Below are 23,126 nucleotides of genomic sequence, written 5' to 3'. Positions count from 1 at the left end.
ATCCGCATCAGTCAATCACCTCAACACCTCCAGCCCTCACATTGATTTTTATTATAGTTTTTACCAAAATCCCAGTTTTCTCAAACACTTCCCCGATTCCTCCGCTGCCTACTTTTTCTACTGCACAGATAACACCTAAAACTTCCCCACCACTTGCTCTAACGGCGTCAACCAATGAAACAATCGTCCCCCCGGTACTCAACGTATCATCAACGATGACAACTCGATCATCGCGACCTATTCCGTTGAGATATAGTTTCCCGTCAAAGTATTCTGAACTAATATCCACAACCTGCTCATTTAGACAACCGAGGCTATAGGGATACCAGCGCGCCATCGCAAGAGGAATGCCAGTCAATAACGAAACCGCTGTGGCGAGAGGTGCCCCTTTATCCTCCTCAGTAACAATTTTAGTAGCAGTCAGATCCATAAGCCTAATTGACCTCTGAGCGACTTCCATCAAAACTTGTGGCCGCAGCGCGGGAATCTGATCCGCAAACTCATTAACCGTAGTCAATGCTTTTCCAGAATTCACAACATCGGCGTTCCTATAAACATCTTCAAGTAACATTTTTTCAATCCTCCCTGTATTCTGGATAAATACCATCCCAGCGACTTCTATATTTCCACGCACTATCAAAAAATAGAGTCACGATATTTTGATTGTTACACTCCCGAATAATCTCGTCACAGACCAATAAATTTGCGCCGCAAGTTGGTCCAATCTGGATACCCGAATCAACGATAAATTGCTTCATGCGCTGCCAAGACCGGGCGCCATCCACTAACCTCACCTCATCTACAAGTTCAGGTATCGTATTAATGGATAATACTCCAGCCCCCAGCCCCATAAGATTATGAGGACGATGCTTAAAAGCCGTATTTTTCTTCATCGCGTAGAGAGGTGCCGAACTTTTGACCTCTATACCTATAGCTTTAATTTCTTTGTATTCTCGTTTCAACACTTCTGCAATACCGGAAAACGTTCCCCCTGTACCGATGGAGCATATGAAAAAGTCAGGTATGACATTCATCTTTTTTAGTGCATTGACGATTTCTTCGCCACAGCCGTGCCATGCCTCTTTATTTAGTAGCGTATTGGACTGATCCAGAAAGTAGGTATTTCCTTCTAGTGCTTCTGAGGAAAACTTTTTGGCCATCGTAGCCGCTCCAGCTAAAAACTCTTCTTTTGGAGTTTCGGTTATTTGTGCCCCATAAGATAAAATTTGTGCTTTGCGTTCCTGCGTCATGCCCTCTGGCATAAAAACTCTTATTGAATAACCTTTTTCTCTGCCTATCCATGCGAGCGCGGCACCTCCGTTCCCTGTGGAACTATCCACCAGTATCATGCCAGGTTGAATAACCCCCGATGCCTCTAGCTTGGTAATGATACTCAAGTAGGTTCTATCCTTATGACTGCCCGACGGGTTCATAAACTCGCACTTTGAAAACACCCGATTTCCGCTGTCGCTTTTAACCTCCACAAGTGGCGTATCTCCTATATCACCTAGCTTCATTATTCCTCCTTTAACCCAAGCATTTATTCCGATGCATTTGACCCTATCAAAACATTGCAAAAGTAAATAGCTAGCAAAACGGTTAGGTGCTTGCAAAAAAAACTAACACCTTCAGGTAGCACCGATAACGGAAAAATGAAAAAGGGAACTTTCACACAAGCTGCTCGGATGTGGCCTTCATACTATTTAACCCATTATCTGCAGTTACCAGTATCCACTGGGCTCTGGGCTCTGGGGTCCTTGGTAAACCTGCCGATCTTCGACGGCGGGCGCCTGAGTGCCAAGCCAAGGCCGAATTTGAAGAGGCCTCGGCCCACTACCTCAGCCAGGTTTTACGCGCCGTGCGCAAGGTTAAAGATAACTAGGGGCAACTGCCGGATTTGCAGCAGAAAGCGCTGGATGAACAGTTATCTGGCGGGGGCTCTGAGTTATCTGGATGTGGTGACGGCGCAGACCGCAGCGTTGCAGGCGCAGCGCACGTTGCAAGCGGTGCAAACGCGGCAGTTGCAGGCAAGTGTAGGCTTGGTGACGGCGCTGGGCGGCGGTTGGAAGCCTGACGCCTGATACAAATCTCGAGCCCACCCTGGATCAAATGTGGGAGCTGGCTTGCCTGCGATAGCGGAGTGTCAGGCACTGCAACTGTGTCTGAAACACCGCTATCGCGGGCAAGCCCGGCTCCCACATTTGAGAGGAGTGAAGCCTGTCGACTCAGGCAGCCAGTTTGCCGCTGGCGATTGCCACCGAAGCTGCCACCATCGCCCTCAGCAACACCGCACACCCCGCCGCCAAATCATCCGGCGCCGCGTTCTCGATTTCGTTATGGCTGATGCCACCTTCACACGGCACAAAGATCATCCCCGCGGGCCCCAGTTCCGCGACGAAAATCGCGTCATGCCCTGCCCCGCTCACGATATCCATGTTGGACAACCCCAACCCATTGGCCGCATCACGCACGGCATCCACGCAGCCTTTGTCGAAGTACAGCGGCGGGAAGTCAGCGGTGGGTGTCATCTCGAATGTGAGGCCGTGCTTGGCGCAGGTCTCGTCGATCACCTTGCGCACCTGGGCAATCATCGAATCCAGCCGCGCCGGTTCCAGATGGCGGAAGTCCAGGGTCATGCGCACTTCGCCAGGAATGACGTTGCGTGAGCCCGGATACGCTTGCAGGCAACCGACGGTGCCGCAGGCGTGAGGCTGATGACCCAACGCCGCCGCGTTAACTGCAGCCACCACGGCCGCGGCACCGACCAGGGCATCCTTGCGCAGGTGCATCGGGGTCGGCCCCGCATGCGCCTCGACACCCCGCAGTTTCAGGTCGAACCATTTCTGGCCAAGGGCGCCCAGCACCACACCGATGGTTTTCTTTTCATCCTCAAGAATCGGACCTTGCTCGATATGTGCTTCGAAATATGCGCCCACCTTGTGCCCGCTCACCGGGCGTGATCCGGCATACCCAATGGCATTCAGCGCATCGCCCACGGTCACGCCGTCGGCATCCGTCTTGGCCAGCGTGTCGGCCAGGGTGAATTTCTCGGCAAACACCCCGGAGCCCATCATGCATGGAGGAAAGCGCGAGCCTTCTTCGTTGGTCCACACCACCACTTCCAGCGGCGCTTCGGTTTCCACCTTCAGGTCATTGAGGGTGCGCAATACCTCAACGCCCGCCAGCACGCCAAAACAGCCATCAAACTTGCCGCCGGTGGGCTGGGTGTCGATATGGCTGCCGGTCATCACCGGCGGCAACTGGGGATTGCGCCCCGGCCGGCGGGCGAAGATATTGCCGACGCCATCGATGGTCACGGTACAGCCCGCTTCCTCGCACCACTTCACAAACAGGTCGCGGGCCTGGCGATCGAGGTCGGTCAGGGCCAGGCGGCACACACCGCCCTTGGGGGTGGCGCCGAGCTTGGCGAGTTCCATCAGAGACAGCCACAGACGATCGCGGTTGATGTGCTGATGGGTGGATTGCAGAACGTCTATGGCAGCGTTCATGGGGATCTCCTCAGGCAGTAGTTCTTATGAATTTGACCAGACTCTCACTGGAGGACTGCGATCAAAAATGTGGGAGCGGGCTTGCTCGCGAAGGCGGTGATTCAGCTAACACATCTGGCGACTGGCACACCGTATTCGCGAGCAAGCCCGCTCCCACATTTGATTGCATTCCACATCGATTAAAGCGGTGTTTTCACCGCGACCACACGAGCCCCGCGTTTCATGCAGAGGGCGTAATACAACAGGCCACCGAGCGCCGAGCCGGTGAACCAGCCATAGCTGTAGAACCAGCTGAACGCGTCGCTGCCCAGGGACAGCAACGTCAACACCACCGGCACGCCAAACGCCAGGAAGCCATGCCAGTTCCACGCCGGGTACACGTCATCGCGATACAAACCGGCGAGGTCCAGTTGCTGTTTCTTGATGATGAAATAGTCCACCACCATGATCCCGGCGATCGGCCCCAAGAGGCTTGAGTAACCCAGCAACCAGTTGGAATAGACGGTTTCCAGGCTCACGTCGGAGATGATCAGCCCGAGCTTTTTCAGCAGCTCATGGGCCATCAACGCCAGGCCCACCAGGCCGGTGAGCACCACCGCCGTGGTGCGGTTGATCAGCTTGGGGGCGATGTTCTGGAAGTCGTTGGTGGGCGAGACGATGTTCGCCGCGGTGTTGGTGGACAAGGTGGCGATGATGATCAGCGCCATCGCCACGGCCACCCACACCGGGCTCTGGATATGGCCGATCAGGGTGACCGGGTCGGAGACGCTGACGCCCACCAGTTTCACCGAGGCGGCGGTCATGATTACGCCGAGGGCGGCGAACAGGAACATGGTCAGCGGCAGGCCGAATATCTGCCCGAGGATCTGGTCTTTCTGACTCTTGGCGTAGCGGCTGAAGTCGGGGATGTTCAATGACAAGGTGGCCCAGAAACCCACCATCGCCGTCAGGCCCGCCATGAAGTAGCCGGTGAGGCTGGCGCCTTCGGGACGTTTGGGCGGGATGGCCATCAGCTCGGTCAGCGACACATTCGGCAGCGCCCACACCAGCAGCCCGATACCCACCGCCACCAGCAGCGGTGCCGACAGGGTTTCCAGCCATTTGATCGACTCGGCGCCACGCAATACCACCCACAGGTTCAGGGTCCAGAAGATCATGAAGCCGATCGCTTCACCGGTGCCGCCAAGGGATTTCCAACCCTCGAAAATCGACCCCAGGAACAGGTGGATCGCCAGGCCGCCAAACATCGTCTGGATACCGAACCAGCCACACGCCACCAGCGCGCGGATCAGGCACGGCACGTTGGAGCCGAGCACGCCGAAGGACGAGCGCAGCAACACCGGAAACGGGATGCCGTACTTGGTACCGGGGAAGGCGTTGAGGGTCAGCGGGATCAGCACCACGATATTGGCCAGCAGGATCGCCATCAGCGCCTCGCCCACCGACAACCCGAAGTACGCGGTGAGCACGCCGCCCAGGGTGTAGGTCGGCACGCACACCGACATGCCGATCCACAGCGCGGTGATATGCCACTTGTTCCAAGTGCGTTCGCGCACCTTGGTCGGTGCCATATCGTGGTTGTAGCGGGGGCTGTCGAGGACGTCGGGGCCGGCGTCGAGTTCGTACAGGCCGTTGCGCTCAATGACTTGCGATCTGTTCTGTTGCATGGCCGCTCCACGGTTTTTTCGAATTATTTTTGCTCATCCCGTGACATGCACGGAATGGCCGGAGTACCTCGTTGACAACATGACATCCGGGACCCGGCCAACCGCCACCGCACTCAATAACCGTGCCGTAAACCGTCAACCTGCCCGCACCGCTTGCATAACTTGCTGATGTTTATCAGCTTTATTGTCTCGACCGGAGAGCCCCTCGTTACTTTCAGCGTTACTCAGGCCAAATAACGCAGAAGTTGTCCGAACCATCAAGACTCAATCTGGTGCAACACAATTATTTTTATTTACCGGCCCCGTCAAGAGGCATGTCTCAAGCGTCTGATTTGCAATAGGAAATGTTGCTCATATTGGGAACCTGTCAAGTGCGTCAAAATGGTGAGAGGCCGCTACATTTTGGTGATTTTGATTTTTTATCGTTAAAAATCAATCACTTAATAAATATATAAGCTTATAAAAAATATTCTTGCTCATTCGAAAAACTCGGGCTAGCTTCTATTCCTGTCACCGCTGACAGGAATTAACTTTCCAGCGGCGCGATGCATGACAACACTTAGAACTGGCACAAGCCGGTCAAGCCTGTGAGGAACTCGACATGTCGCTGTTGATCCGTGGCGCTACCGTTATTACCCATGATGAAAGTTACCGAGCCGATGTTTTATGCGCAGACGGTCTAATCCGCGCCATTGGCACTGATCTGGATATTCCCGCCGGCACCGAGATACTCGACGGCAGCGGTCAATACCTGATGCCCGGCGGCATCGACCCCCATACCCATATGCAGTTGCCCTTCATGGGCACCGTGGCCAGTGAAGATTTTTTCAGTGGCACGGCCGCCGGGTTGGCGGGCGGCACCACGTCGATCATCGACTTCGTGATTCCCAACCCGCAGCAATCCCTGCTGGAAGCCTTCCATCAGTGGCGCGGCTGGGCCGAGAAGTCGGCGTCCGACTACGGCTTTCACGTCGCCATTACCTGGTGGAGCGAGCAGGTCCGCGAGGAAATGGCCGAGTTGGTGAGCCAACACGGCATCAACAGCTTCAAGCATTTCATGGCGTACAAGAACGCGATCATGGCCGCGGACGACACCTTGGTGGCGAGCTTCGAACGCTGCCTGGAACTGGGTGCGGTACCGACGGTGCATGCCGAAAACGGCGAGCTGGTGTATCACCTGCAACGCAAGCTGATGGCCCAGGGCATTACCGGGCCTGAAGCGCATCCGTTGTCGCGGCCTTCGCAGGTGGAAGGTGAAGCCGCCAGCCGGGCGATCAGGATTGCCGAAACCATCGGCACGCCGCTGTACCTGGTGCACGTGTCCACCAAGGAAGCGCTGGATGAAATCACCTACGCCCGCAGCAAGGGCCAGCCGGTGTACGGCGAAGTATTGGCCGGGCATCTGCTGCTGGACGACAGCGTGTATCAACACCCCGACTGGCAGACCGCCGCCGGCTATGTGATGAGCCCGCCCTTCCGCCCGCGCGGGCATCAGGAGGCACTGTGGCATGGCCTGCAATCGGGCAACCTGCACACCACCGCCACCGACCATTGCTGCTTCTGCGCCGAGCAAAAAGCCGCCGGGCGGGATGACTTCAGCAAAATTCCCAATGGCACTGCCGGTATCGAAGACCGCATGGCGCTGTTGTGGGATGAGGGCGTGAACACTGGGCGCTTGTCGATGCAGGAATTCGTTGCGCTGACGTCTACCAACACCGCGAAGATCTTCAACCTGTATCCACGCAAAGGAGCGATCCGCGTGGGGGCCGATGCTGACCTGGTGCTGTGGGACCCGCAAGGCACACGGACCATTTCCGCGAAGACTCACCACCAGAAAGTCGACTTCAACATCTTCGAAGGCAAGACCGTGCGCGGCGTGCCGAGCCATACCATCAGCCAGGGCAAGCTGGTCTGGGCGGATGGGGATTTGCGCGCCGAACGGGGTGCGGGTCGGTATATCGAACGGCCGACGTATCCGCCGGTGTTTGAGCAGTTGAGCAAGCGGGCGGAGCGTTCCAGGCCGGTTGCTGTGAAACGCTGAGGCCGCCATTCGCGAGCAAGCCCGCTCCCACATTCGCCCCCATTCCAACAGGATAAATGCAGTCGAATGTGGGAGCGGGCTTGCTCGCGAAGAGGCCGGTACCGGCAACAAAAAAACCACTGCCCACCAGAGGCAGCACCTCAAAAACCGTGAGGCCAATACCGTGATCCAGACCCTGAACCATCTTCCCCACCCCCATGAAGATGCGGCGGCCCTCGCCGCGCATTTCACCGACCTGGCGCCGCCGCTCAATGCCCGGCAAGCCCAACTGGAAGCCTCGCGCTGCCTCTACTGCTACGACGCGCCGTGCGTTAACGCGTGCCCCAGCGAGATCGATATCCCGTCGTTCATCCGCAATATCCACACGGAGAACGTCCAGGGCGCCGCACAGAAGATTCTCTCGGCGAATATCCTCGGCGGCAGTTGCGCCCGGGTCTGCCCGACGGAAATCCTCTGCCAGCAAGCCTGCGTGCGCAACAACGCCGAGGAATGCGCCCCGGTACTGATCGGCCTGTTGCAGCGTTACGCGGTGGACAACGCGCACTTCAGCGAACACCCGTTCCAGCGCGCCGCACCCACCGGCAAGCGCATCGCGGTGGTCGGCGCCGGGCCTGCGGGGTTGTCCTGCGCCCATCGCAGCGCCTTGCACGGCCATGACGTGGTGATTTTCGAAGCCCGGGAAAAAGCCGGCGGCCTGAATGAATACGGGATCGCCAAGTACAAGCTGGTGGATGACTTCGCGCAAAAGGAACTGGATTTCCTCCTGCAAATTGGCGGCATCGAGATCCGTCACGGCCAGCGTCTGGGCGACAACCTGACCTTGAGCGAACTGCACCAGCAGTTCGATGCAGTGTTCCTCGGCCTTGGCCTGGCTGCCAGCAAACAGCTCGGCCTGCCACACGAAGACGCCCCCGGCCTGCTCGCCGCCACCGACTACATCCGTGAACTGCGCCAGGCCGACGACCTCAGTCAACTGCCCCTGGCCGACCGTTGCATCGTGCTCGGCGCCGGCAACACGGCCATCGACATGGCGGTGCAAATGGCCCGCCTCGGTGCTCGCGACGTCAACCTGGTGTATCGCCGTGGCCTGGCTGAAATGGGCGCCACCGGCCATGAGCAGGACATCGCCAAGGCCAACCAGGTACGCCTGCTGACCTGGGCCCAGCCCGAAGAAGTATTGCTCGACGACCAGGGCCATGTGCGCGGCATGCGTTTCGCCCGCACCCGCATGGTCGATGGCCGCCTGCAAGCCACCGGCGAGACCTTCGAACTGGCCGCCGACGCGATCTTCAAGGCCATCGGCCAAGGCTTCGACGACGAGGCGCTGCACGACCCGCTGGCCCACCAACTGCAACGCCAGGGCGATCGGATCTTCGTCAACGAACAGCTGCGCACCAGCATCCCCGGTGTGTACGCCGGCGGCGATTGCGTCAGCCTCGGCCAGGACCTCACCGTCCAGGCCGTGCAACACGGCAAGCTGGCCGCGCAAGCCATGCACGCTCAACTCATGCTGAATGTGGAGGCTGCGTAATGGCCGATCTCTCGATTGTATTCGCCGGCATCAAAGCCCCCAATCCGTTCTGGCTGGCCTCCGCGCCGCCTACCGACAAGGCCTACAACGTGGTCCGCGCCTTTGAAGCAGGCTGGGGCGGCGTGGTCTGGAAAACCCTCGGCGAAGACCCGGCCGCGGTCAACGTCTCATCGCGCTACTCGGCGCACTTTGGCGCCAACCGTGAAGTGCTCGGCATCAACAATATCGAGCTGATTACCGATAGGTCCCTGGAGATCAACCTGCGGGAAATCACCCAGGTGAAAAAGGACTGGCCGGACCGCGCGCTGATCGTGTCATTGATGGTGCCGTGTGTTGAGGAGTCGTGGAAACACATCCTGCCACTGGTGGAAGCCACCGGCTGCGACGGCATCGAGCTGAACTTCGGCTGCCCCCACGGCATGCCGGAACGCGGCATGGGCGCGGCGGTGGGCCAGGTGCCGGAGTATGTGGAACAGGTGACGCGCTGGTGCAAGACCTATTGCTCGCTGCCGGTGATCGTCAAGCTCACGCCGAACATCACCGACATACGCGTGGCGGCGCGGGCAGCGTATCGCGGGGGCGCGGATGCGGTGTCGCTGATCAACACCATCAACTCCATCACCAGTGTCGACCTGGAGCGCATGGTCGCCCTGCCGATGGTCGGCACCCAAAGCACCCACGGGGGTTACTGCGGCTCGGCGGTGAAACCCATCGCGCTGAACATGGTGGCGGAGATTGCCCGGGACCCACAGACACAAGGCTTGCCGATCTGCGGGATTGGCGGGATTGGCAACTGGCGCGATGCAGCGGAATTCGTCGCGCTGGGCTGCGGCGCGGTGCAGGTGTGCACGGCGGCGATGCTGCATGGGTTTCGGATTGTCGAAGAAATGAAGGACGGGCTGTCGCGGTGGATGGACAGCCAGGGTTACAGCAGCCTGCAGGAATTTTCCGGGCGGGCGGTGGGCAATACGACGGATTGGAAGTACCTGGATATCAATTATCAGGTGATCGCCAAAATTGACCAGGCGGCATGTATTGGCTGTGGGCGTTGCCATATTGCCTGTGAAGACACGTCGCACCAGGCGATTGCCAGCTTGAAGCAGGCGGATGGGACACATAAATACGAAGTGATCGATGATGAGTGCGTGGGGTGCAACCTGTGCCAGATCACCTGCCCGGTGGCGGACTGTATCGAGATGGTGCCGGTGGATACCGGGAAGCCGTTTTTGAACTGGACGCAGGATCCGAGGAACCCCTACCGCGAGGCGGTGTAGCCTGAATGATCGTTCCCACGCTCCGCGTGGGAATGCATCCGTTGACGCTCCGCGTCACGACCTTAAGAGCGGACGCAGAGCGTCCACGGCGGCACTCCCACGCGGAGCGTGGGAACGATCTAGGGCTCCAACCCAATCCCCCGCAGGATCACACTCGTCACCGTCTGCACCGCCCGCTCAAACTGCATGTCCGACAACGGCTGATGGTCATTCAGGATCTTCACCTGATGATCAAAGTCGGCATAGTGCTGGGTCGACGCCCAGATCATATACAGCAGGCTCGACGGCTCCACCGGCAAAATCCGCTTGTCCTCCACCCACTGGCGAATCTTCGCTTCCTTCATCTTGGCCCAGTCATACAGGCTCACATCCAGCGCCTCCCCCAGGGTTGGCGCGCCGTGGATGATTTCATTCGCCCAGACTTTCGAACCATAAGGCCGGCTGCGGGAATGTTGCATCTTGGCGCGGATGTAGCTACTGAGCACCACCCGCGGGTCGTCGAACATCTCGAAGCACAAGGCGTCCTGCTTCCACACCTCCAGCAGGTCGAACAACACCGCGCTGTACAGCTCGCTCTTGGTACTGAAGTAGTAATGCAGGTTGGAGCGCGGCAGTTGCACTTCTTCAGCGATGTCGGCCATGGCGGTGCTGCCATAGCCCTTCTCGGCGAAGACCTTTTCAGCCGCCAGCAGAATCTTTTCGACGTTGACCCGACGAATACCGATCTTGTGATTGCCCATAAGGGCTCCCTGACAACAACATGGCTTCAAGACTACCATCCGCTCTAGATCGCGGCGACACGCCACTGTGAAACTTCGTACAAGAACCTTCCCCGCCGATAGCGGATTGGTTAGCATCGCCATCCCCTCGAAGGATCATCCCCCATGACTATTCGACAGCGAAGCGCGTGCGACGACCCGGTGCTGGGTGCACTGTGGGAACGCTCGGTGCGCGCCACCCATGACTTTCTCAGCGAAGACGACATCCAGCGCCTGCTGCCCCTGGTACGCGACTGCTACCTGCCGATGCCCGCACTTGAAGTGTGGGTGTACGAAGATACCCAAGGCATTGGCGGCTTCGTCGGCACCGGCGGCAATAATGTCGAGATGCTGTTTATCGACCCGAACCGACGCGGCCAGGGCATCGGTCGCCAGTTGCTGGACTTCGTACGCGCCCGCCACGACACCCTGCGGGTCGACGTGAACGAGCAGAATCCACAGGCCGTGGGTTTCTACCTGCACTATGGTTTTATCCAGACCGGCCGCTCGCCCGTCGATGGCGAAGGCAAGCCCTTCCCCTTGTTGCACATGGCACTACCGAACGACTGACTCTCACCTGAAGGTATTGAACAATGTTGATCAAGAAGACCCTCACCACCGTTGCCCTGCTCGCTTCCCTGCTGGGCGCCTCGGCCGCGTTTGCCCACGCCCACCTGAAAAGCTCGGAGCCTGCCGCCGACAGCAGCGTCGCCGCGCCCAAGGACCTGCGCCTGACGTTCAGCGAAGGCGTTGAAGCGACCTTCACCAAGGTATCCCTGAGCAAGGACGGCACCGAAGTCGCGATCAAGGGCCTGGAAACCCCGGACGCCGACAAGAAAGTATTGGTGGTGACACCGGCCGCACCCTTGGCCGCCGGCACCTACAAAGTGGTGTGGAACGCGGTCTCGGTGGATACCCACAAGAGCAACGGTGAATACAGCTTCAAGGTCGGCCAGTAATCCATGGCCACCCTGCTGGTGCTGTGCCGTTTCCTGCATTTCATCGTCGTGCTGTTGATGTTCGGGGCCTGTGTGTTCAGGCCCTGGCTGCTGGGCGCGGGACCGCAACCGGTGCTGGACCGCCAACTGTCGCGCATCACCCAAGGGTTGGCGTGGCTGGCATTGGTGTCGGGGGTGGCGTGGCTGCTGTTGATTAGCGCGAGCATGGCCGGTGTCGGCCTGGGCGCGCTGGAATGGTCGACCGTGCAGTTGGTGCTGGGCAAAACCTTCTTCGGCCAGGTCTGGACCTGGCACTTGCTACTGAACGTGCTGCTGGTTCTGGGCCTGATGACGCCGTGGAAAGCGTTGCGCCTGCCGCTCTGTGCATTGCTGCTGGCGACACTGGCACCGGTGGGCCATGGCGCCATGCTCAATGGCATGGCCGGACAGTTGCTGATCCTCAATCAGGTGGTGCACCTGGTGTGTGTCGGTGCCTGGCTGGGCGGCCTGCTCCTGCTGGTGTTGATCCTCAGGCAATCGCCCCGCTATCCGTTGGAACCGATCCTCAAGCGCTTCAGTGGCATCGGTTATGGCCTGGTGACAGGGCTGCTGGTGACCGGATTGATCAACGTGCGGGTGCTCACCGGGCAGTTCTGGCCGACGCCCTTGTTCACAGGGTTCGCCCTGATCCTGTTGATCAAGGTGCTGCTGGTGTTCGGCATGCTCGCCCTGGCGCTGCTGAACCGCCTGCGGATTCACAACTGTGAGCAGCGGCTGCCTGCCTTGAAGGCCAGCGTGATGATTGAATGGTTACTAGGTGTTTCAGCGGTAGCCGCCGTTTCGCTGCTTGGCACCTTGCCGCCCATGGTTGCAGCGGGATAACTCCTCCCCCACTGACTCCCTTCACGCAGGGAGTCATCGTATAACTTTCGATTGACAACCCCCTGAAACCTCGCAAATATCGCTCCCAATGTTGTACGACAACGTATAACAAAAAATAAAAACAACAAGAAGACAAGGGAGCGTCACTGTGAGCCAACACGTCCGCCATTTCTCCGGCACCACCCGTTTTGCCGCCATCGGTTTGAGCAGCCTGGCCTTTACCCTCCCCGCCACCGCCTCGGCAGAAGGCTTCATCGATGACGCCACCGCCACGCTCAACCTGCGCAACGCCTACTTCAACCGCAACTTCACCAACCCCGCCTACCCCCAGGGCAAGGCCGAGGAGTGGACGCAAAACTTCATTCTCGATGCCAGGTCCGGCTTCACTCAAGGCACCGTCGGTTTCGGCCTGGACGTGCTGGGCCTGTACTCGCAGAAACTCGACGGCGGCAAAGGTACCGCCGGCACCCAACTGCTGCCGACCCGCAGCGATGGCCGCCCTGCCGATAACTTCGGGCGCCTGGGCGTGGCGCTGAAAACCAAGCTGTCGAACACCGAATTGAAAGTCGGCGAATGGATGCCGGTACTGCCGATCCTGCGCTCGGATGACGGCCGCTCACTGCCGCAAACGTTCCGCGGCGGCCAGGTAACGTCCAGGGAAATCGCCGGCCTGACCTTGTATGGCGGCCAGTTTCGCGGCAACAGCCCGCGCAACGACGCGAGCATGGATGACATGTTTCTCAACGGCAAAGCCGCATCCACCTCGGACCGCTTCAACTTCGGCGGCGGCGAATACACCTTCAACGACAAGCGCACCCAGGTTGGCGTGTGGTACGCCGAACTCAGTGACATCTACCAGCAACAGTATTTCAACCTGACCCACAGCCAGCCCGTGGGCGACTGGACCCTGGGCGCCAACCTCGGGTTCTTCACCGGCAAGGAAGACGGCAAGGCCCTGGCCGGCGACCTCGACAACAAAACCGCGTTCGCCCTGCTCTCGGCCAAATACAAAGGCAACAGCTTCTATATCGGCCTGCAGAAACTCAGCGGCGACAGCGCCTGGATGCGGGTCAACGGCACCAGCGGCGGCACCCTGGCCAACGACAGCTACAACGCCAGCTACGACAACGCCAAGGAAAAGTCCTGGCAGGTGCGGCACGACTTCAACTTCGTGGTAATGGGCATTCCCGGGTTGACCATGATGAACCGCTACATCAGTGGCGATAACGTGCACACCGGGGCGATCACCAATGGCAAGGAGTGGGGCCGTGAGTCGGAGCTGGCCTACACGGTACAAAGCGGTCCACTGCGGGACCTGAATGTGCGCTGGCGCAACGCAACGATGCGCCGGGATTTCAGTACCAACGAGTTTGATGAGAACCGGATATTCATCAGTTACCCGCTGTCGTTGTTATAGCGGTTTACAAACAACCGGAAAGGTTTTTGTGGCAAGGGAGATTGCTGTGGCGAGGGAGCTTGCTCCCGCTGGGCTGCGCAGCGGCCCCAAAATCTTGGGAGCGCTTCGCACTCCAGCGGGAGCAAGCTCCCTCACCACAGCAAGCTCCCTCGCCACAGTAAGCCCTCTTGCCACAGCAAGCTCCCTCGCCACAGGACAGCGATGAGCCTCTATCAACTTCGACCAATAGTGCGTTGACAAGTGTAGGAAACCCTAAGGATACTTCGGATCAGTCATACGACAACCTACAACAATAACGGGATCACCATGACCACCACAACCGCCCCTACCCCGTTCAACCGCTTGCTGCTCACCGGTGCCGCCGGTGGCCTGGGCAAAGTCTTGCGCGAACGCCTGCGTCCTTACGCCAAGGTACTGCGCCTGTCGGATATCGCCGACATGGCCCCGGCCGCTGACGACAGCGAAGAAGTATTGCCTTGCGATCTTTCCGACAAACAAGCCGTGCACCAACTGGTGGAAGGCGTCGATGCGATCCTGCATTTCGGCGGCGTATCGGTGGAACGCTCGTTCGAGGAAGTGCTGGGCGCGAACATCTGCGGGATCTTCCACATCTATGAAGCGGCGCGTCGCCATGGGGTCAAGCGCGTCATCTTCGCCAGCTCCAACCACGTGATCGGCTTCTACAAGCAGGACGAAGCCCTCGACGCCCACTCCCCGCGCCGCCCCGACAGTTACTACGGGCTGTCCAAATCCTACGGCGAGGACATGGCCAGTTTCTACTTCGATCGCTACGGCATCGAGACCGTGAGCATCCGCATCGGCTCCTCGTTCCCGGAACCCCAGAACCGCCGGATGATGCACACCTGGCTGAGCTTCGACGACCTCACCCAACTGCTCGAACGCTCGCTGTACACACCGAATGTCGGGCATACCGTGGTCTACGGCATGTCGGATAACCTCGATGTGTGGTGGGACAACCGCTTCGCCGCGCACCTGGGCTTCACCCCGCGGGACTCTTCCGAAGTATTCCGCAAACAGGTGGAAGCCCAGCCGATGCCCGCTGCCGACGACCCGGCGCGGGTGTACCAGGGTGGCGCGTTTTGCGCCGCCGGCCCGTTCGGTGACTGACCACAGACCAACCCAAGGGAATGAGTGGCCATGCAAGCAGAACTGATTGTCGACGCCCGCAACGCCGTGGGTGAATGCCCGGTGTGGGTACCCGGGGAAAACGCCCTGTACTGGGTGGATATTCCCACAGGCGAACTGCAACGCTGGAACGCCACCAGCGGCCAGGCGCAGGCCTGGAAAGCTCCGCAGATGCTCGCCTGCATCGCCCGCACCTCGGCGGGCGATTGGGTTGCGGGCATGCAAACCGGGTTTTTCCGGCTGACGCCCCACAACGATGGCAGGCTCGACACTGCGCCCCTGGCCAGCGTCGAGCACGCCCGCCCGGACATGCGCCTGAACGATGGCCGCTGTGATCGCCAGGGCCGGTTCTGGGCCGGCAGCATGGTGCTGAACATGGCCGAGAATGCGGCCGACGGTGCACTGTACCGCTACGAAACAGGCCGGGCGGTTCACACCGCACTCAACGGTTTCATCACCCCCAACGGCCTGGCCTTCAGCCCGGACGGGCGCACGATGTACCTCTCGGATTCGCACCCGTTGGTCCAGCAGGTCTGGGCCTTCGACTACGACATCGACAGCGGCACGCCGTCCAATCGGCGGCTGTTTGTGGATATGCACCAGTTCCTCGGCCGCCCCGACGGAGCCGCCGTGGATGCCGAAGGTTGCTACTGGATCTGCGCCAACGATGCCGGGCTGGTCCACCGCTTTACCCCCGACGGCCGTCTCGACCGCTCACTGGCCGTGCCGGTGAAAAAACCCACCATGTGCGCCTTCGGTGGCAACCGCCTGGACACCCTGTTCGTCACCTCGATCCGCGACGACCACAGTGCCCAGTCGCTGGCCGGCGGCGTGTTTGCCCTCAACCCCGGGGTCACCGGATTGCCGGAGCCGACCTTCATCCTCTAGCTGCATCGCTGTGCCTTGAATAAAACAATAACAAGACTGGAGAGACACCCCATGGACTTCAAACGCACTTTGCTCCTCGCCGCACTCCCCTTCACCTTCGTCTTCGCCGGTGCCGCCCACGCGCTGGAAATCAAATTCGCCGACATCCACCCCGCCGGCTACCCCACCGTCGTCGCCGAAGAACAGCTGGGTAAAACCCTGGTGGCCCAAAGCAACGGCGGCCTGACCTTCAAGATGTTCCCCGGCGGCGTGCTGGGCTCGGAAAAGGAAGTGGTGGAACAGGCCCAGGTCGGCGCGATCCAGATGGCCCGGGTCAGCCTCGGCATCGTCGGCCCGGTGGTGCCGGACGTGAACGTGTTCAACATGCCGTTCGTGTTCCGCGACCAGGTGCATATGCGCAAGGTCATCGACGGCGAGATCGGCGATGAAATCCTCGCCAAGATCACCGACTCCGAATTCAACCTGGTGGCGCTCGCCTGGATGGACGGCGGCACGCGCAACCTCTACACCAAGAAACCGGTGCGCAAGATCGAAGACCTCAAGGGCATGAAGATCCGCGTGCAGGGCAACCCGATCTTCATCGAAACCATCAACGCCATGGGCGGCAACGGCATTGCCATGGACACCGGCGAGATCTTCAGCGCCCTGCAGACCGGCGTGATTGACGGCGCGGAAAACAACCCGCCCACCCTGCTGGAACACAACCACTACCAGAACGCCAAGTTCTACAGCCTGACCGGCCACCTGATTCTGCCCGAGCCCATCGTGATGTCGAAAATCACCTGGAACAAGCTCACCCCCGAGCAACAGGTGCTGGTGAAGAACACCGCCAAGGCCGCGCAGATCCAGGAGCGCGAGCTGTGGGACGCCAAGTCCGCCAGCAGTGAAGCCAAGCTCAAGGCTGCTGGCGTCGAGTTCATCGACATCGACAAAAAACCGTTCTATGAGGCCACCGCTTCGATTCGCGACAAGTACGGCGCGCCTTACGCCGACCTGATCAAGCGCATCGAAGCCGTCGAGTAACCCTCCTTCCCCTCATAGATAAGGCCCGGCGCGGTCGGCATCGACGCGCCCGGTTACGGTGAACGCCATGAAGAATTTACTGCTGCGCATCAACGACCGCATTTACATGAGCTGCATCTGGATCGCCGGCCTCGCCGTTCTTGGCGTCGCGCTGATCATTCCCTGGGGCATCTTCGCCCGCTACGTGCTCGGCACCGGCTCCAGCTGGCCGGAGCCCACCGCTATCCTGCTGATGCTGGTGTTCACCTTTGTCGGCGCCGCCGCCAGTTACCGCGCCGGGGCGCACATGTCGGTGGCCATGGTCACCGACCGCCTGCCGCCCGGCCAACGCCGAATCGTCGGCATCGTCTCACAATTGCTGATGGCAACCATCTGCCTGTTCATGACGATCTGGGGCAGCAAATTGTGCCTGTCGACCTGGAACCAGTTCATGAGCGCCATGCCGACCTTGCGGGTGGGCATCACCTATATGCCGATCCCGATCGGTGGCTTGCTGACCCTGGTTTTTGTGCTGGAAAAACTCCTGCTGGGTGACCAGAGCAATCGTCGGGTCGTGCGCTTCGACCTGGTTGAAGAAAGTGAAGGGGCTGCCTGAATGGACGCATTGATTCTGTTGGGCAGCTTTATCGCCCTGATCCTGATTGGCATGCCGGTGGCCTACGCCCTGGGGCTTTCTGCGCTGATCGGCGCGTGGTGGATCGACATTCCGTTCCAGGCCCTGATGATTCAGGTGGCCGGCGGGGTGAACAAGTTTTCGCTGATGGCGATTCCGTTCTTCGTGCTGGCCGGGGCGATCATGGCCGAGGGCGGCATGTCGCGCCGGCTGGTGGCGTTTGCCGGGGTGCTGGTGGGGTTTGTGCGCGGCGGCCTGTCCCTGGTGAACATCATGGCCTCGACGTTTTTTGGCGCGATCTCCGGCTCGTCGGTGGCCGATACGGCGTCTGTCGGTTCGGTGCTGATTCCGGAAATGGAACGCCAGGGCTATCCCCGTGAATTCGCCACCGCCGTCACCGTGAGCGGCTCGGTACAAGCCTTGCTGACGCCTCCCAGCCACAACTCGGTGCTCTACTCCCTGGCGGCGGGCGGCACCGTGTCCATCGCCTCGCTGTTCATGGCCGGCGTGGTCCCGGGCCTGCTGATGAGCGCCTGCCTGATGGTGCTGTGCCTGATCTTCGCGAAAAAGCGCAACTACCCCAAAGGCGAAGTGATCCCCCTGAAACAGGCACTGAAAATCTGCGCCGATGCACTGTGGGGCCTGATGGCCATGGTGATCATTCTTGGCGGGATTCTGTCGGGCATCTTCACCGCCACCGAGTCGGCGGCGATTGCGGTGTTGTGGGCGTTCTTCGTGACCATGTTCATCTACCGCGACTACAAATGGAGCGAGCTGCCCAAGCTGATGCACCGCACGGTGCGCACGATCTCCATCGTGATGATCCTGATCGCGTTCGCCGCCAGCTTCGGCTACATCATGACCCTGATGCAGATCCCGGCGAAGATCACCACGATGTTCCTGACCCTGTCGGACAACCGCTACGTGATCCTGATGTGCATCAACGCCATGCTGCTGTTGCTGGGTACGGTGATGGACATGGCGCCGCTGATTTTGATCCTCACGCCGATTTTGCTGCCGGTGATCCTGGGGATTGGCGTCGACCCGGTGCACTTCGGCATGATCATGCTGGTGAACCTGGGGATCGGCCTGATCACCCCGCCGGTGGGTGCGGTGTTGTTTGTGGGGGCGGCGGTGGGCAAAGTCAGCATCGAGAAGACCGTGAAGGCGTTGCTGCCGTTTTATGGCGTGCTGTTTTTGGTGCTGATGGCCGTGACCTACATTCCGGCGTTGTCGTTGTGGTTGCCGGGGTTGGTGTTATAAGCCCCACACTGCGTGTAGCGAGGGAGCTATTGTGGAGAGGGAGCTGCTGTGGCAAGGGAGCTTTCTGTGGCGAGGGAGCTTGCTCCCGCTGGAGTGCGAAGCGCTCCCGCTTTTTTGGGGCCGCTCCGCAGCCCATCGGGAGCAAGCTCCCTCGCCACACAAGCATTCATCATTCAATAGGTCTGCTGACACTCATGATGCTTGAACTCGAAGACAACCTGACCCACCTGACGCTGGCGCCAGCGTTGGGCGGGAGTATCGTCAACTGGACAGTACGCAGCAGCGGCCAGCCCTTGCTACGCCACACCGATCAACAGTCGCTGGCCAGCGGCCTGCCGGGGAAGCTTGCGTGCTTCCCGCTGGCGCCCTGGTCGAACCGGGTTGCCGAAGGTGGCTTTGATAACCCATCAGGGTGGTTGGGACTTGAGCCCAACAGCCCGCTGGACCCGCTGCCAATTCATGGCAGTGCCTGGCAACAGGTGTGGCAGGTGGTCAGCCAGACGTCAGACGAAGTGGTGTTGCAACTGGACAGCAGCACACCCTTTGCGTATCGCGCCGAGCAGCGAGTTCAGTTGAAGGGCGGCAAGTTGAGCATCACCTTGCGCGTCACGCACCTGGCGGAAACGGCGACGTGGCATGGGCTGGGATTGCATCCGTATCTGCCCCGCAGGCCGGGCACGCAATTGCAGGCAAAGGCTTCGCAGGTATGGATGAGTGATGCGGCGAAATTGCCGACAGGGCTGGCTGCCGTACCCGCCGAGTGGGATTTTCAACACCCAGAATCGTTGCCCGAGACACTGGTGGACAACGGTTTTTGCCAGTGGGACGGGCGCTGCGTCATCCAGCAGCCAGACCTGGGTTACACCCTGGAATGCCAGGCCACCGGCAGCGACTATTACCTGCTGTATTGCCCGCCGGGGCTGGATTTTTTCTGCTTCGAGCCGGTGAGTCATCCGGTGAATGCCCATCACCTGCCGGGTAGGCCGGGATTGAAGCTGTTGGAACAAGGCCAGTCGGCAGAACTCAGTTTCAGCCTGCAATACAAAACCCTCTAACAACACAAAACCCATGTGGGAGCGGGCTTGCTCGCGAATGCGGTGGATCAGTCAACACATCTGCGACTGACACTCCGCATTCGCGAGCAAGCCCGCTCCCACATTTTTGATCTCCATTGTGTCTTAGGGAGGGGTGTTTTTCAGGCGCCCCGCCGTGTCGATACTCACCACCACCGATAACCCCGGTCGCAGCCGTTCACTCTGCTCCTGCCCCGGATCCACGGTAATCCGCACCGGCACCCGCTGGGCGATCTTGACGAAGTTGCCGGTGGCGTTATCCGCCTGCAACAGGCTGAACTCCGACCCGGTCGCTGGGGAAATGCGCTGCACCGTGCCGTGAAACTTTCGGTGGTCCAGGGCATCCACGGTAAAGGTCACCGGCTGGCCAACCTGCACGTTGTCCATCTGGGTTTCTTTCATGTTGGCGATCACCCACAGCTGGTTCGGCACCAGCGCCATCAACTGCGCGCCGCTGTTGACGTAGGCCCCGAGGCGCACGCCAATCTGGCCCAGTTGCCCGTCACGCGGGGCGATGATCCGGGTGTTCGACAGGTCGATACGCGCCAGCTCCACTGCCGCATCGGCACTGGCCACCGCCGCCTCCAGCGAACCGCGATTGACGATCACTGTCTGCAAATCCTGCCGGGCGATTTCCAGGTTGGCCAGGGCCTGGGCCACGGCCGCGATGGTTTGCGCATTGGCGGCGCGGGTTACGTCCAGCTCGCGTTTGGACACCGACCCATCGCTGATCAACTCCTCATTGCGGCGCAAATCCGCGGTGCTTTTGCGGGCCTGGGCCTGGCTGTCCATCAAGGCCGCCTGACGCAGCTTGATGGTCGCCTCGGCGCTGTTGCGTTGCTGCACCACATTGGCCAGGGACGCCTGCTGCACCGCCAATTGCGCCTGGGCCTGATCAAGGCGCTGCTTGTAGATACGGTCATCGAGGCGCACCAGCAAATCCCCGGCCTTGACGTACTGGAAGTCCGTCACCGGCACTTCATACACATAGCCGCTGAGCTGCGGCCCGATGATCGTCACCTGGCCGCGCACCAGGGCGTTTTCGGTGGTTTCCACGGCGCTGCTGAAGGGCGGCAACTGCCAGGCGTAGAGCACGATCAGCACGCCGATAATCGCAATCGCGGCAAAGCCCATGGAAGAGATGATGCGCACCCGCAAGGAGCGCGGTTCGGTGGCCGGCATGCTCGGCGGCGCGGTGCCTTCCGGCGTGGAAGCGATGGCGTTGGTGGTGGTCGTCGTCGGTTCGGTCATGAAGAAAGTGCGCCGCTGGGTTGAACGGGAGGCGCTGCACTGGCGGCAGCTTTAGTGGTACTCATCAGCCAGAGGCTGCGGATAAAGATCCAGATCATGGTGAGTATGGCGATGATCGCGATCAGCATGAACACATCGTTGTAGGCCATCACATTCGCCTCGCGGGTGGCGGCCGTGGCCAGGCTGCGAATGCCCATGAGGTTGCGCAGCTCGGGGTCGGCGATCACCCCGCCATAGGCCGAGCCGCCGCTGGCCACCCGTGCGGCCACACGCGGGTCGAGCAAAGTCAGGTGTTCGACGATCATGCTGGAATGGAATTTCTCCCGCACGATCTGGAACGTACCGAGCAATGCCGCACCGATGAGGCCGCCGAGGTTCTGGCAGATCCCGAACAGCACCGAGAAACTCACCAGGTTCCTGGGGTTGGTCAGTACGTTCTTCGTGCCCAGGACCATGGTCGGCCCGAGGAAGAACGTGCCGCCAAAGCCTAGCAGGAACTGGCTGATGTACATGTTTTGCGGACGCGTGAGGTTGCTGGAGAAACTGTCCATCACCGAGCCCACGGCCATGAAGGCCAGGGAGATGATCAGCGGCATCAGCAAATGCGCGGGGTTGATGGTCAGCGCGCTCACGGCCAGGCCGGCAATCGCCCCCGCCAGCATCACCCAATACAGCGTGCGCATCTGCTCGTTGCTCATGTTCAGCATCTGCATGAAGCCCACGGCGCCGGTGGACTGCTCCGAGAGCACCATGCGAATCAGCACCACCGCCAGCGCCAGGCGAATCATCGCCCCGCTGCCCAGCCAACGGGTCATCAGCAACGGGTTGGAGCGGTTATGTTCGATGGCCAGGCCGGCCATGATCAGCACCAGCGAGCAGGCCGAGGCGATACCGATCCACGGCGCTTCCAGCCACCAGTCGATACGGCCCAGGGAAAGCACCGCGCAGAGCAAGGCGACGCCGGTGGCGAGGATGGCGAAGGTCAGGAAGTCGAGTTTTTCGAAGGTCTTGAAGCGGTCGCCCGGTGGCAGCTTGAGCAGGAACACACAGCCCAGGCAGGTCAGGGCCATGCCCAGTTCGAACAGGTACAGGCCGCGCCATTCGGCGATTTGCAGCAGGTCTTCGGAAAACAGTCGGGCCAGGGGCAACGCCAATTGCGCGGTGCCCAGGCCGAGCACCAGGGCTTTCATCCGCCACTTTGCGGGAAAGGCCTGGATCATGTAGTACAGGCCCAGGGAACTGAGGGCGGCGCCGACCATGCCGTGGGCCGCGCGTACGGCGATGGCCGAGCTGAGGTCGTTGACGAACAGGTGGCCGAAGGTGACCAGGGCGTAGAGCACCAGGAACACTTCGGTGAACGCACGCAGGCCGAATTGCTGGCGGAATTTCACCAGCAGCAGGTTCATGGAGACGTTGGTCATGACGTAGGCGGCGGGGAGCCAGGCCATCTCGGCCGTCGTCGCGCCCAGGGCGCCCTGGAGGTACACAAGGTTGGCGATCACCAGCGAGTTGCCGAGGCCACCGGTGATTGCCACCAGTACGCCAACGAGGGCGTAGGCCCAGCGCTTGCGGGTGGAATGCAGCGGCGTCGACGGCGAGCCCGGCAGGCTCGGGCGCTCGTGGGGCTGCCAGGTGTGGGGGGTGTATTTGTCCATTCGGTGGCCTTGATGACCGGCGTTTGGGGCCGGTGGAACGGTTACTCAGGGAGTAGTAAACCTGAGTGGAGTTCAACTTGCCATCTTGGGAGGGATTTGGGCGGTTGGGGTGCATATCCGTTGCTGCGGTAACGGCTGCTTATGGTTCCGCTCTTACAGCGGCTCACTTCTTAACAGCGCAAAAGTAAGCAAAACGC

20 protein-coding genes and 1 pseudogene are annotated in these 23,126 nt (G+C 60.2%); 14 read left to right on the top strand and 7 right to left on the bottom strand.

Features of this window, described 5'->3' with window-relative positions:
* Nucleotides 1-7: 7 nt before the first annotated feature.
* Both HX805_RS12830 and HX805_RS12825 read right to left on the bottom strand, forming a co-directional pair.
* Nucleotides 8-571 carry a phosphoribosyltransferase family protein gene (locus HX805_RS12830; protein WP_177022258.1) on the bottom strand — a complete coding sequence of 188 codons (564 nt, stop codon included), beginning with the start codon at nucleotides 569-571 and terminating at the stop codon, nucleotides 8-10.
* Nucleotides 572-575: 4 nt separating this feature from the next.
* On the bottom strand, nucleotides 576-1,517 hold the full coding sequence (locus HX805_RS12825; protein ID WP_177022259.1) for a cysteine synthase family protein: 942 nt from the start codon (nucleotides 1,515-1,517) through the stop codon (nucleotides 576-578).
* Between the two features lie 225 nt (nucleotides 1,518-1,742).
* On the opposite strand from HX805_RS12825, the pseudogene HX805_RS12820 reads away from it, so the two are divergent.
* Nucleotides 1,743-2,081: pseudogene (locus HX805_RS12820) on the top strand (RND transporter); the annotation flags it as partial.
* Between the two features lie 144 nt (nucleotides 2,082-2,225).
* Here HX805_RS12820 and HX805_RS12815 read toward each other — a convergent pair.
* Both HX805_RS12815 and HX805_RS12810 read right to left on the bottom strand, forming a co-directional pair.
* Nucleotides 2,226-3,509, bottom strand: coding sequence for a Zn-dependent hydrolase (locus HX805_RS12815; RefSeq protein ID WP_087693198.1), 1,284 nt, complete (start codon nucleotides 3,507-3,509; stop codon nucleotides 2,226-2,228).
* 179 nt (nucleotides 3,510-3,688) lie between these two features.
* Nucleotides 3,689-5,176 carry an NCS1 family nucleobase:cation symporter-1 gene (locus HX805_RS12810; protein WP_177116909.1) on the bottom strand — a complete coding sequence of 496 codons (1,488 nt, stop codon included), beginning with the start codon at nucleotides 5,174-5,176 and terminating at the stop codon, nucleotides 3,689-3,691.
* A 601-nt stretch (nucleotides 5,177-5,777) separates the two neighbouring features.
* Between HX805_RS12810 and hydA the strand changes: the two genes are divergently transcribed.
* The 3 genes from hydA to preA all read left to right on the top strand — a co-directional run bounded on the left by hydA (nucleotide 5,778) and on the right by preA (nucleotide 10,022).
* Nucleotides 5,778-7,217 (top strand): dihydropyrimidinase, encoded by a 1,440-nt coding sequence (gene hydA / locus HX805_RS12805; protein WP_003207833.1) that lies wholly within the window; start codon nucleotides 5,778-5,780, stop codon nucleotides 7,215-7,217.
* A 163-nt stretch (nucleotides 7,218-7,380) separates the two neighbouring features.
* Nucleotides 7,381-8,748 carry an NAD(P)-dependent oxidoreductase gene (locus HX805_RS12800; protein ID WP_087694481.1) on the top strand — a complete coding sequence of 456 codons (1,368 nt, stop codon included), beginning with the start codon at nucleotides 7,381-7,383 and terminating at the stop codon, nucleotides 8,746-8,748.
* Entirely contained in the window at nucleotides 8,748-10,022 is a 1,275-nt protein-coding gene (gene preA / locus HX805_RS12795) for an NAD-dependent dihydropyrimidine dehydrogenase subunit PreA (protein ID WP_003207829.1), read from the top strand. The genes HX805_RS12800 and preA overlap by 1 nt, the downstream gene beginning before the upstream one ends.
* Nucleotides 10,023-10,141: 119 nt before the next feature.
* On the opposite strand, the gene HX805_RS12790 is transcribed toward preA, so the two are convergent.
* Complete coding sequence (locus tag HX805_RS12790; protein ID WP_003207828.1) at nucleotides 10,142-10,762, bottom strand: TetR/AcrR family transcriptional regulator; 621 nt, start codon at nucleotides 10,760-10,762, stop codon at nucleotides 10,142-10,144.
* 144 nt (nucleotides 10,763-10,906) lie between these two features.
* Here HX805_RS12790 and HX805_RS12785 point away from each other — a divergent pair, with 144 nt between their 5' ends.
* The 10 genes from HX805_RS12785 (at nucleotide 10,907) to HX805_RS12740 (ending at nucleotide 20,005) form a co-directional block, all read left to right on the top strand.
* Nucleotides 10,907-11,350, top strand: coding sequence for a GNAT family N-acetyltransferase (locus HX805_RS12785; protein WP_003207827.1), 444 nt, complete (start codon nucleotides 10,907-10,909; stop codon nucleotides 11,348-11,350).
* Between the two features lie 23 nt (nucleotides 11,351-11,373).
* Nucleotides 11,374-11,739, top strand: a complete 366-nt coding sequence (copC, locus tag HX805_RS12780) for a copper homeostasis periplasmic binding protein CopC (RefSeq protein WP_003207825.1) — start codon at nucleotides 11,374-11,376, stop codon at nucleotides 11,737-11,739.
* 3 nt (nucleotides 11,740-11,742) lie between these two features.
* On the top strand, nucleotides 11,743-12,600 hold the full coding sequence (gene copD, locus HX805_RS12775; RefSeq protein ID WP_003207822.1) for a copper homeostasis membrane protein CopD: 858 nt from the start codon (nucleotides 11,743-11,745) through the stop codon (nucleotides 12,598-12,600).
* Between the two features lie 148 nt (nucleotides 12,601-12,748).
* Nucleotides 12,749-14,017 (top strand): OprD family porin, encoded by a 1,269-nt coding sequence (locus HX805_RS12770; RefSeq protein ID WP_177116908.1) that lies wholly within the window; start codon nucleotides 12,749-12,751, stop codon nucleotides 14,015-14,017.
* Nucleotides 14,018-14,323: 306 nt separating this feature from the next.
* Complete coding sequence (locus HX805_RS12765; RefSeq protein WP_003207819.1) at nucleotides 14,324-15,145, top strand: NAD(P)-dependent oxidoreductase; 822 nt, start codon at nucleotides 14,324-14,326, stop codon at nucleotides 15,143-15,145.
* Nucleotides 15,146-15,175: 30 nt separating this feature from the next.
* Nucleotides 15,176-16,051, top strand: a complete 876-nt coding sequence (locus HX805_RS12760) for an SMP-30/gluconolactonase/LRE family protein (RefSeq protein ID WP_177041568.1) — start codon at nucleotides 15,176-15,178, stop codon at nucleotides 16,049-16,051.
* 51 nt (nucleotides 16,052-16,102) lie between these two features.
* A complete protein-coding gene (locus HX805_RS12755) occupies nucleotides 16,103-17,074 on the top strand; it encodes a TRAP transporter substrate-binding protein (protein WP_177045908.1) in 972 nt (323 codons plus the stop codon).
* Nucleotides 17,075-17,141: 67 nt separating this feature from the next.
* A complete protein-coding gene (locus tag HX805_RS12750; protein WP_003207813.1) occupies nucleotides 17,142-17,669 on the top strand; it encodes a TRAP transporter small permease in 528 nt (175 codons plus the stop codon).
* Nucleotides 17,670-18,950 carry a TRAP transporter large permease gene (locus HX805_RS12745; protein WP_003207810.1) on the top strand — a complete coding sequence of 427 codons (1,281 nt, stop codon included), beginning with the start codon at nucleotides 17,670-17,672 and terminating at the stop codon, nucleotides 18,948-18,950. It abuts the gene before it with no gap.
* A gap of 194 nt (nucleotides 18,951-19,144) precedes the next feature.
* Nucleotides 19,145-20,005 carry an aldose 1-epimerase gene (locus tag HX805_RS12740; RefSeq protein ID WP_134327686.1) on the top strand — a complete coding sequence of 287 codons (861 nt, stop codon included), beginning with the start codon at nucleotides 19,145-19,147 and terminating at the stop codon, nucleotides 20,003-20,005.
* A 123-nt stretch (nucleotides 20,006-20,128) separates the two neighbouring features.
* Here HX805_RS12740 and HX805_RS12735 read toward each other — a convergent pair whose 3' ends face one another.
* Entirely contained in the window at nucleotides 20,129-21,274 is a 1,146-nt protein-coding gene (locus tag HX805_RS12735) for an HlyD family secretion protein (protein ID WP_177116907.1), read from the bottom strand.
* On the bottom strand, nucleotides 21,271-22,929 hold the full coding sequence (locus tag HX805_RS12730) for an MFS transporter (protein WP_003207803.1): 1,659 nt from the start codon (nucleotides 22,927-22,929) through the stop codon (nucleotides 21,271-21,273). Before HX805_RS12730 ends, HX805_RS12735 begins: the two co-directional genes overlap by 4 nt.
* Nucleotides 22,930-23,126: the final 197 nt, after the last annotated feature.

The sequence above is a fragment of the Pseudomonas sp. G5001 genome (genome assembly GCF_013385475.1).
In the GTDB taxonomy this organism is placed as follows: Bacteria; Pseudomonadota; Gammaproteobacteria; order Pseudomonadales; family Pseudomonadaceae; genus Aquipseudomonas.
Note: the sequence above shows the minus strand (reverse complement) of the source record. Positions and strands in the feature narration are given on the sequence as shown.

Excerpts from the sequence above, each read along its gene's own strand:
- HX805_RS12830 (WP_177022258.1), bottom strand. The coding sequence starts at position 571 with ATGTTACTTGAAGATGTTTATAGGAACGCCGATGTTGTGAATTCTGGA.
- HX805_RS12825 (WP_177022259.1), bottom strand. The coding sequence starts at position 1,517 with ATGAAGCTAGGTGATATAGGAGATACGCCACTTGTGGAGGTTAAAAGC.
- HX805_RS12815 (WP_087693198.1), bottom strand. The coding sequence starts at position 3,509 with ATGAACGCTGCCATAGACGTTCTGCAATCCACCCATCAGCACATCAAC.
- HX805_RS12810 (WP_177116909.1), bottom strand. The coding sequence starts at position 5,176 with ATGCAACAGAACAGATCGCAAGTCATTGAGCGCAACGGCCTGTACGAA.
- hydA (WP_003207833.1), top strand. The coding sequence starts at position 5,778 with ATGTCGCTGTTGATCCGTGGCGCTACCGTTATTACCCATGATGAAAGT.
- preA (WP_003207829.1), top strand. The coding sequence starts at position 8,748 with ATGGCCGATCTCTCGATTGTATTCGCCGGCATCAAAGCCCCCAATCCG.
- HX805_RS12790 (WP_003207828.1), bottom strand. The coding sequence starts at position 10,762 with ATGGGCAATCACAAGATCGGTATTCGTCGGGTCAACGTCGAAAAGATT.
- HX805_RS12785 (WP_003207827.1), top strand. The coding sequence starts at position 10,907 with ATGACTATTCGACAGCGAAGCGCGTGCGACGACCCGGTGCTGGGTGCA.
- copC (WP_003207825.1), top strand. The coding sequence starts at position 11,374 with ATGTTGATCAAGAAGACCCTCACCACCGTTGCCCTGCTCGCTTCCCTG.
- copD (WP_003207822.1), top strand. The coding sequence starts at position 11,743 with ATGGCCACCCTGCTGGTGCTGTGCCGTTTCCTGCATTTCATCGTCGTG.
- HX805_RS12765 (WP_003207819.1), top strand. The coding sequence starts at position 14,324 with ATGACCACCACAACCGCCCCTACCCCGTTCAACCGCTTGCTGCTCACC.
- HX805_RS12760 (WP_177041568.1), top strand. The coding sequence starts at position 15,176 with ATGCAAGCAGAACTGATTGTCGACGCCCGCAACGCCGTGGGTGAATGC.
- HX805_RS12755 (WP_177045908.1), top strand. The coding sequence starts at position 16,103 with ATGGACTTCAAACGCACTTTGCTCCTCGCCGCACTCCCCTTCACCTTC.
- HX805_RS12750 (WP_003207813.1), top strand. The coding sequence starts at position 17,142 with ATGAAGAATTTACTGCTGCGCATCAACGACCGCATTTACATGAGCTGC.
- HX805_RS12745 (WP_003207810.1), top strand. The coding sequence starts at position 17,670 with ATGGACGCATTGATTCTGTTGGGCAGCTTTATCGCCCTGATCCTGATT.
- HX805_RS12740 (WP_134327686.1), top strand. The coding sequence starts at position 19,145 with ATGATGCTTGAACTCGAAGACAACCTGACCCACCTGACGCTGGCGCCA.
- HX805_RS12735 (WP_177116907.1), bottom strand. The coding sequence starts at position 21,274 with ATGACCGAACCGACGACGACCACCACCAACGCCATCGCTTCCACGCCG.
- HX805_RS12730 (WP_003207803.1), bottom strand. The coding sequence starts at position 22,929 with ATGGACAAATACACCCCCCACACCTGGCAGCCCCACGAGCGCCCGAGC.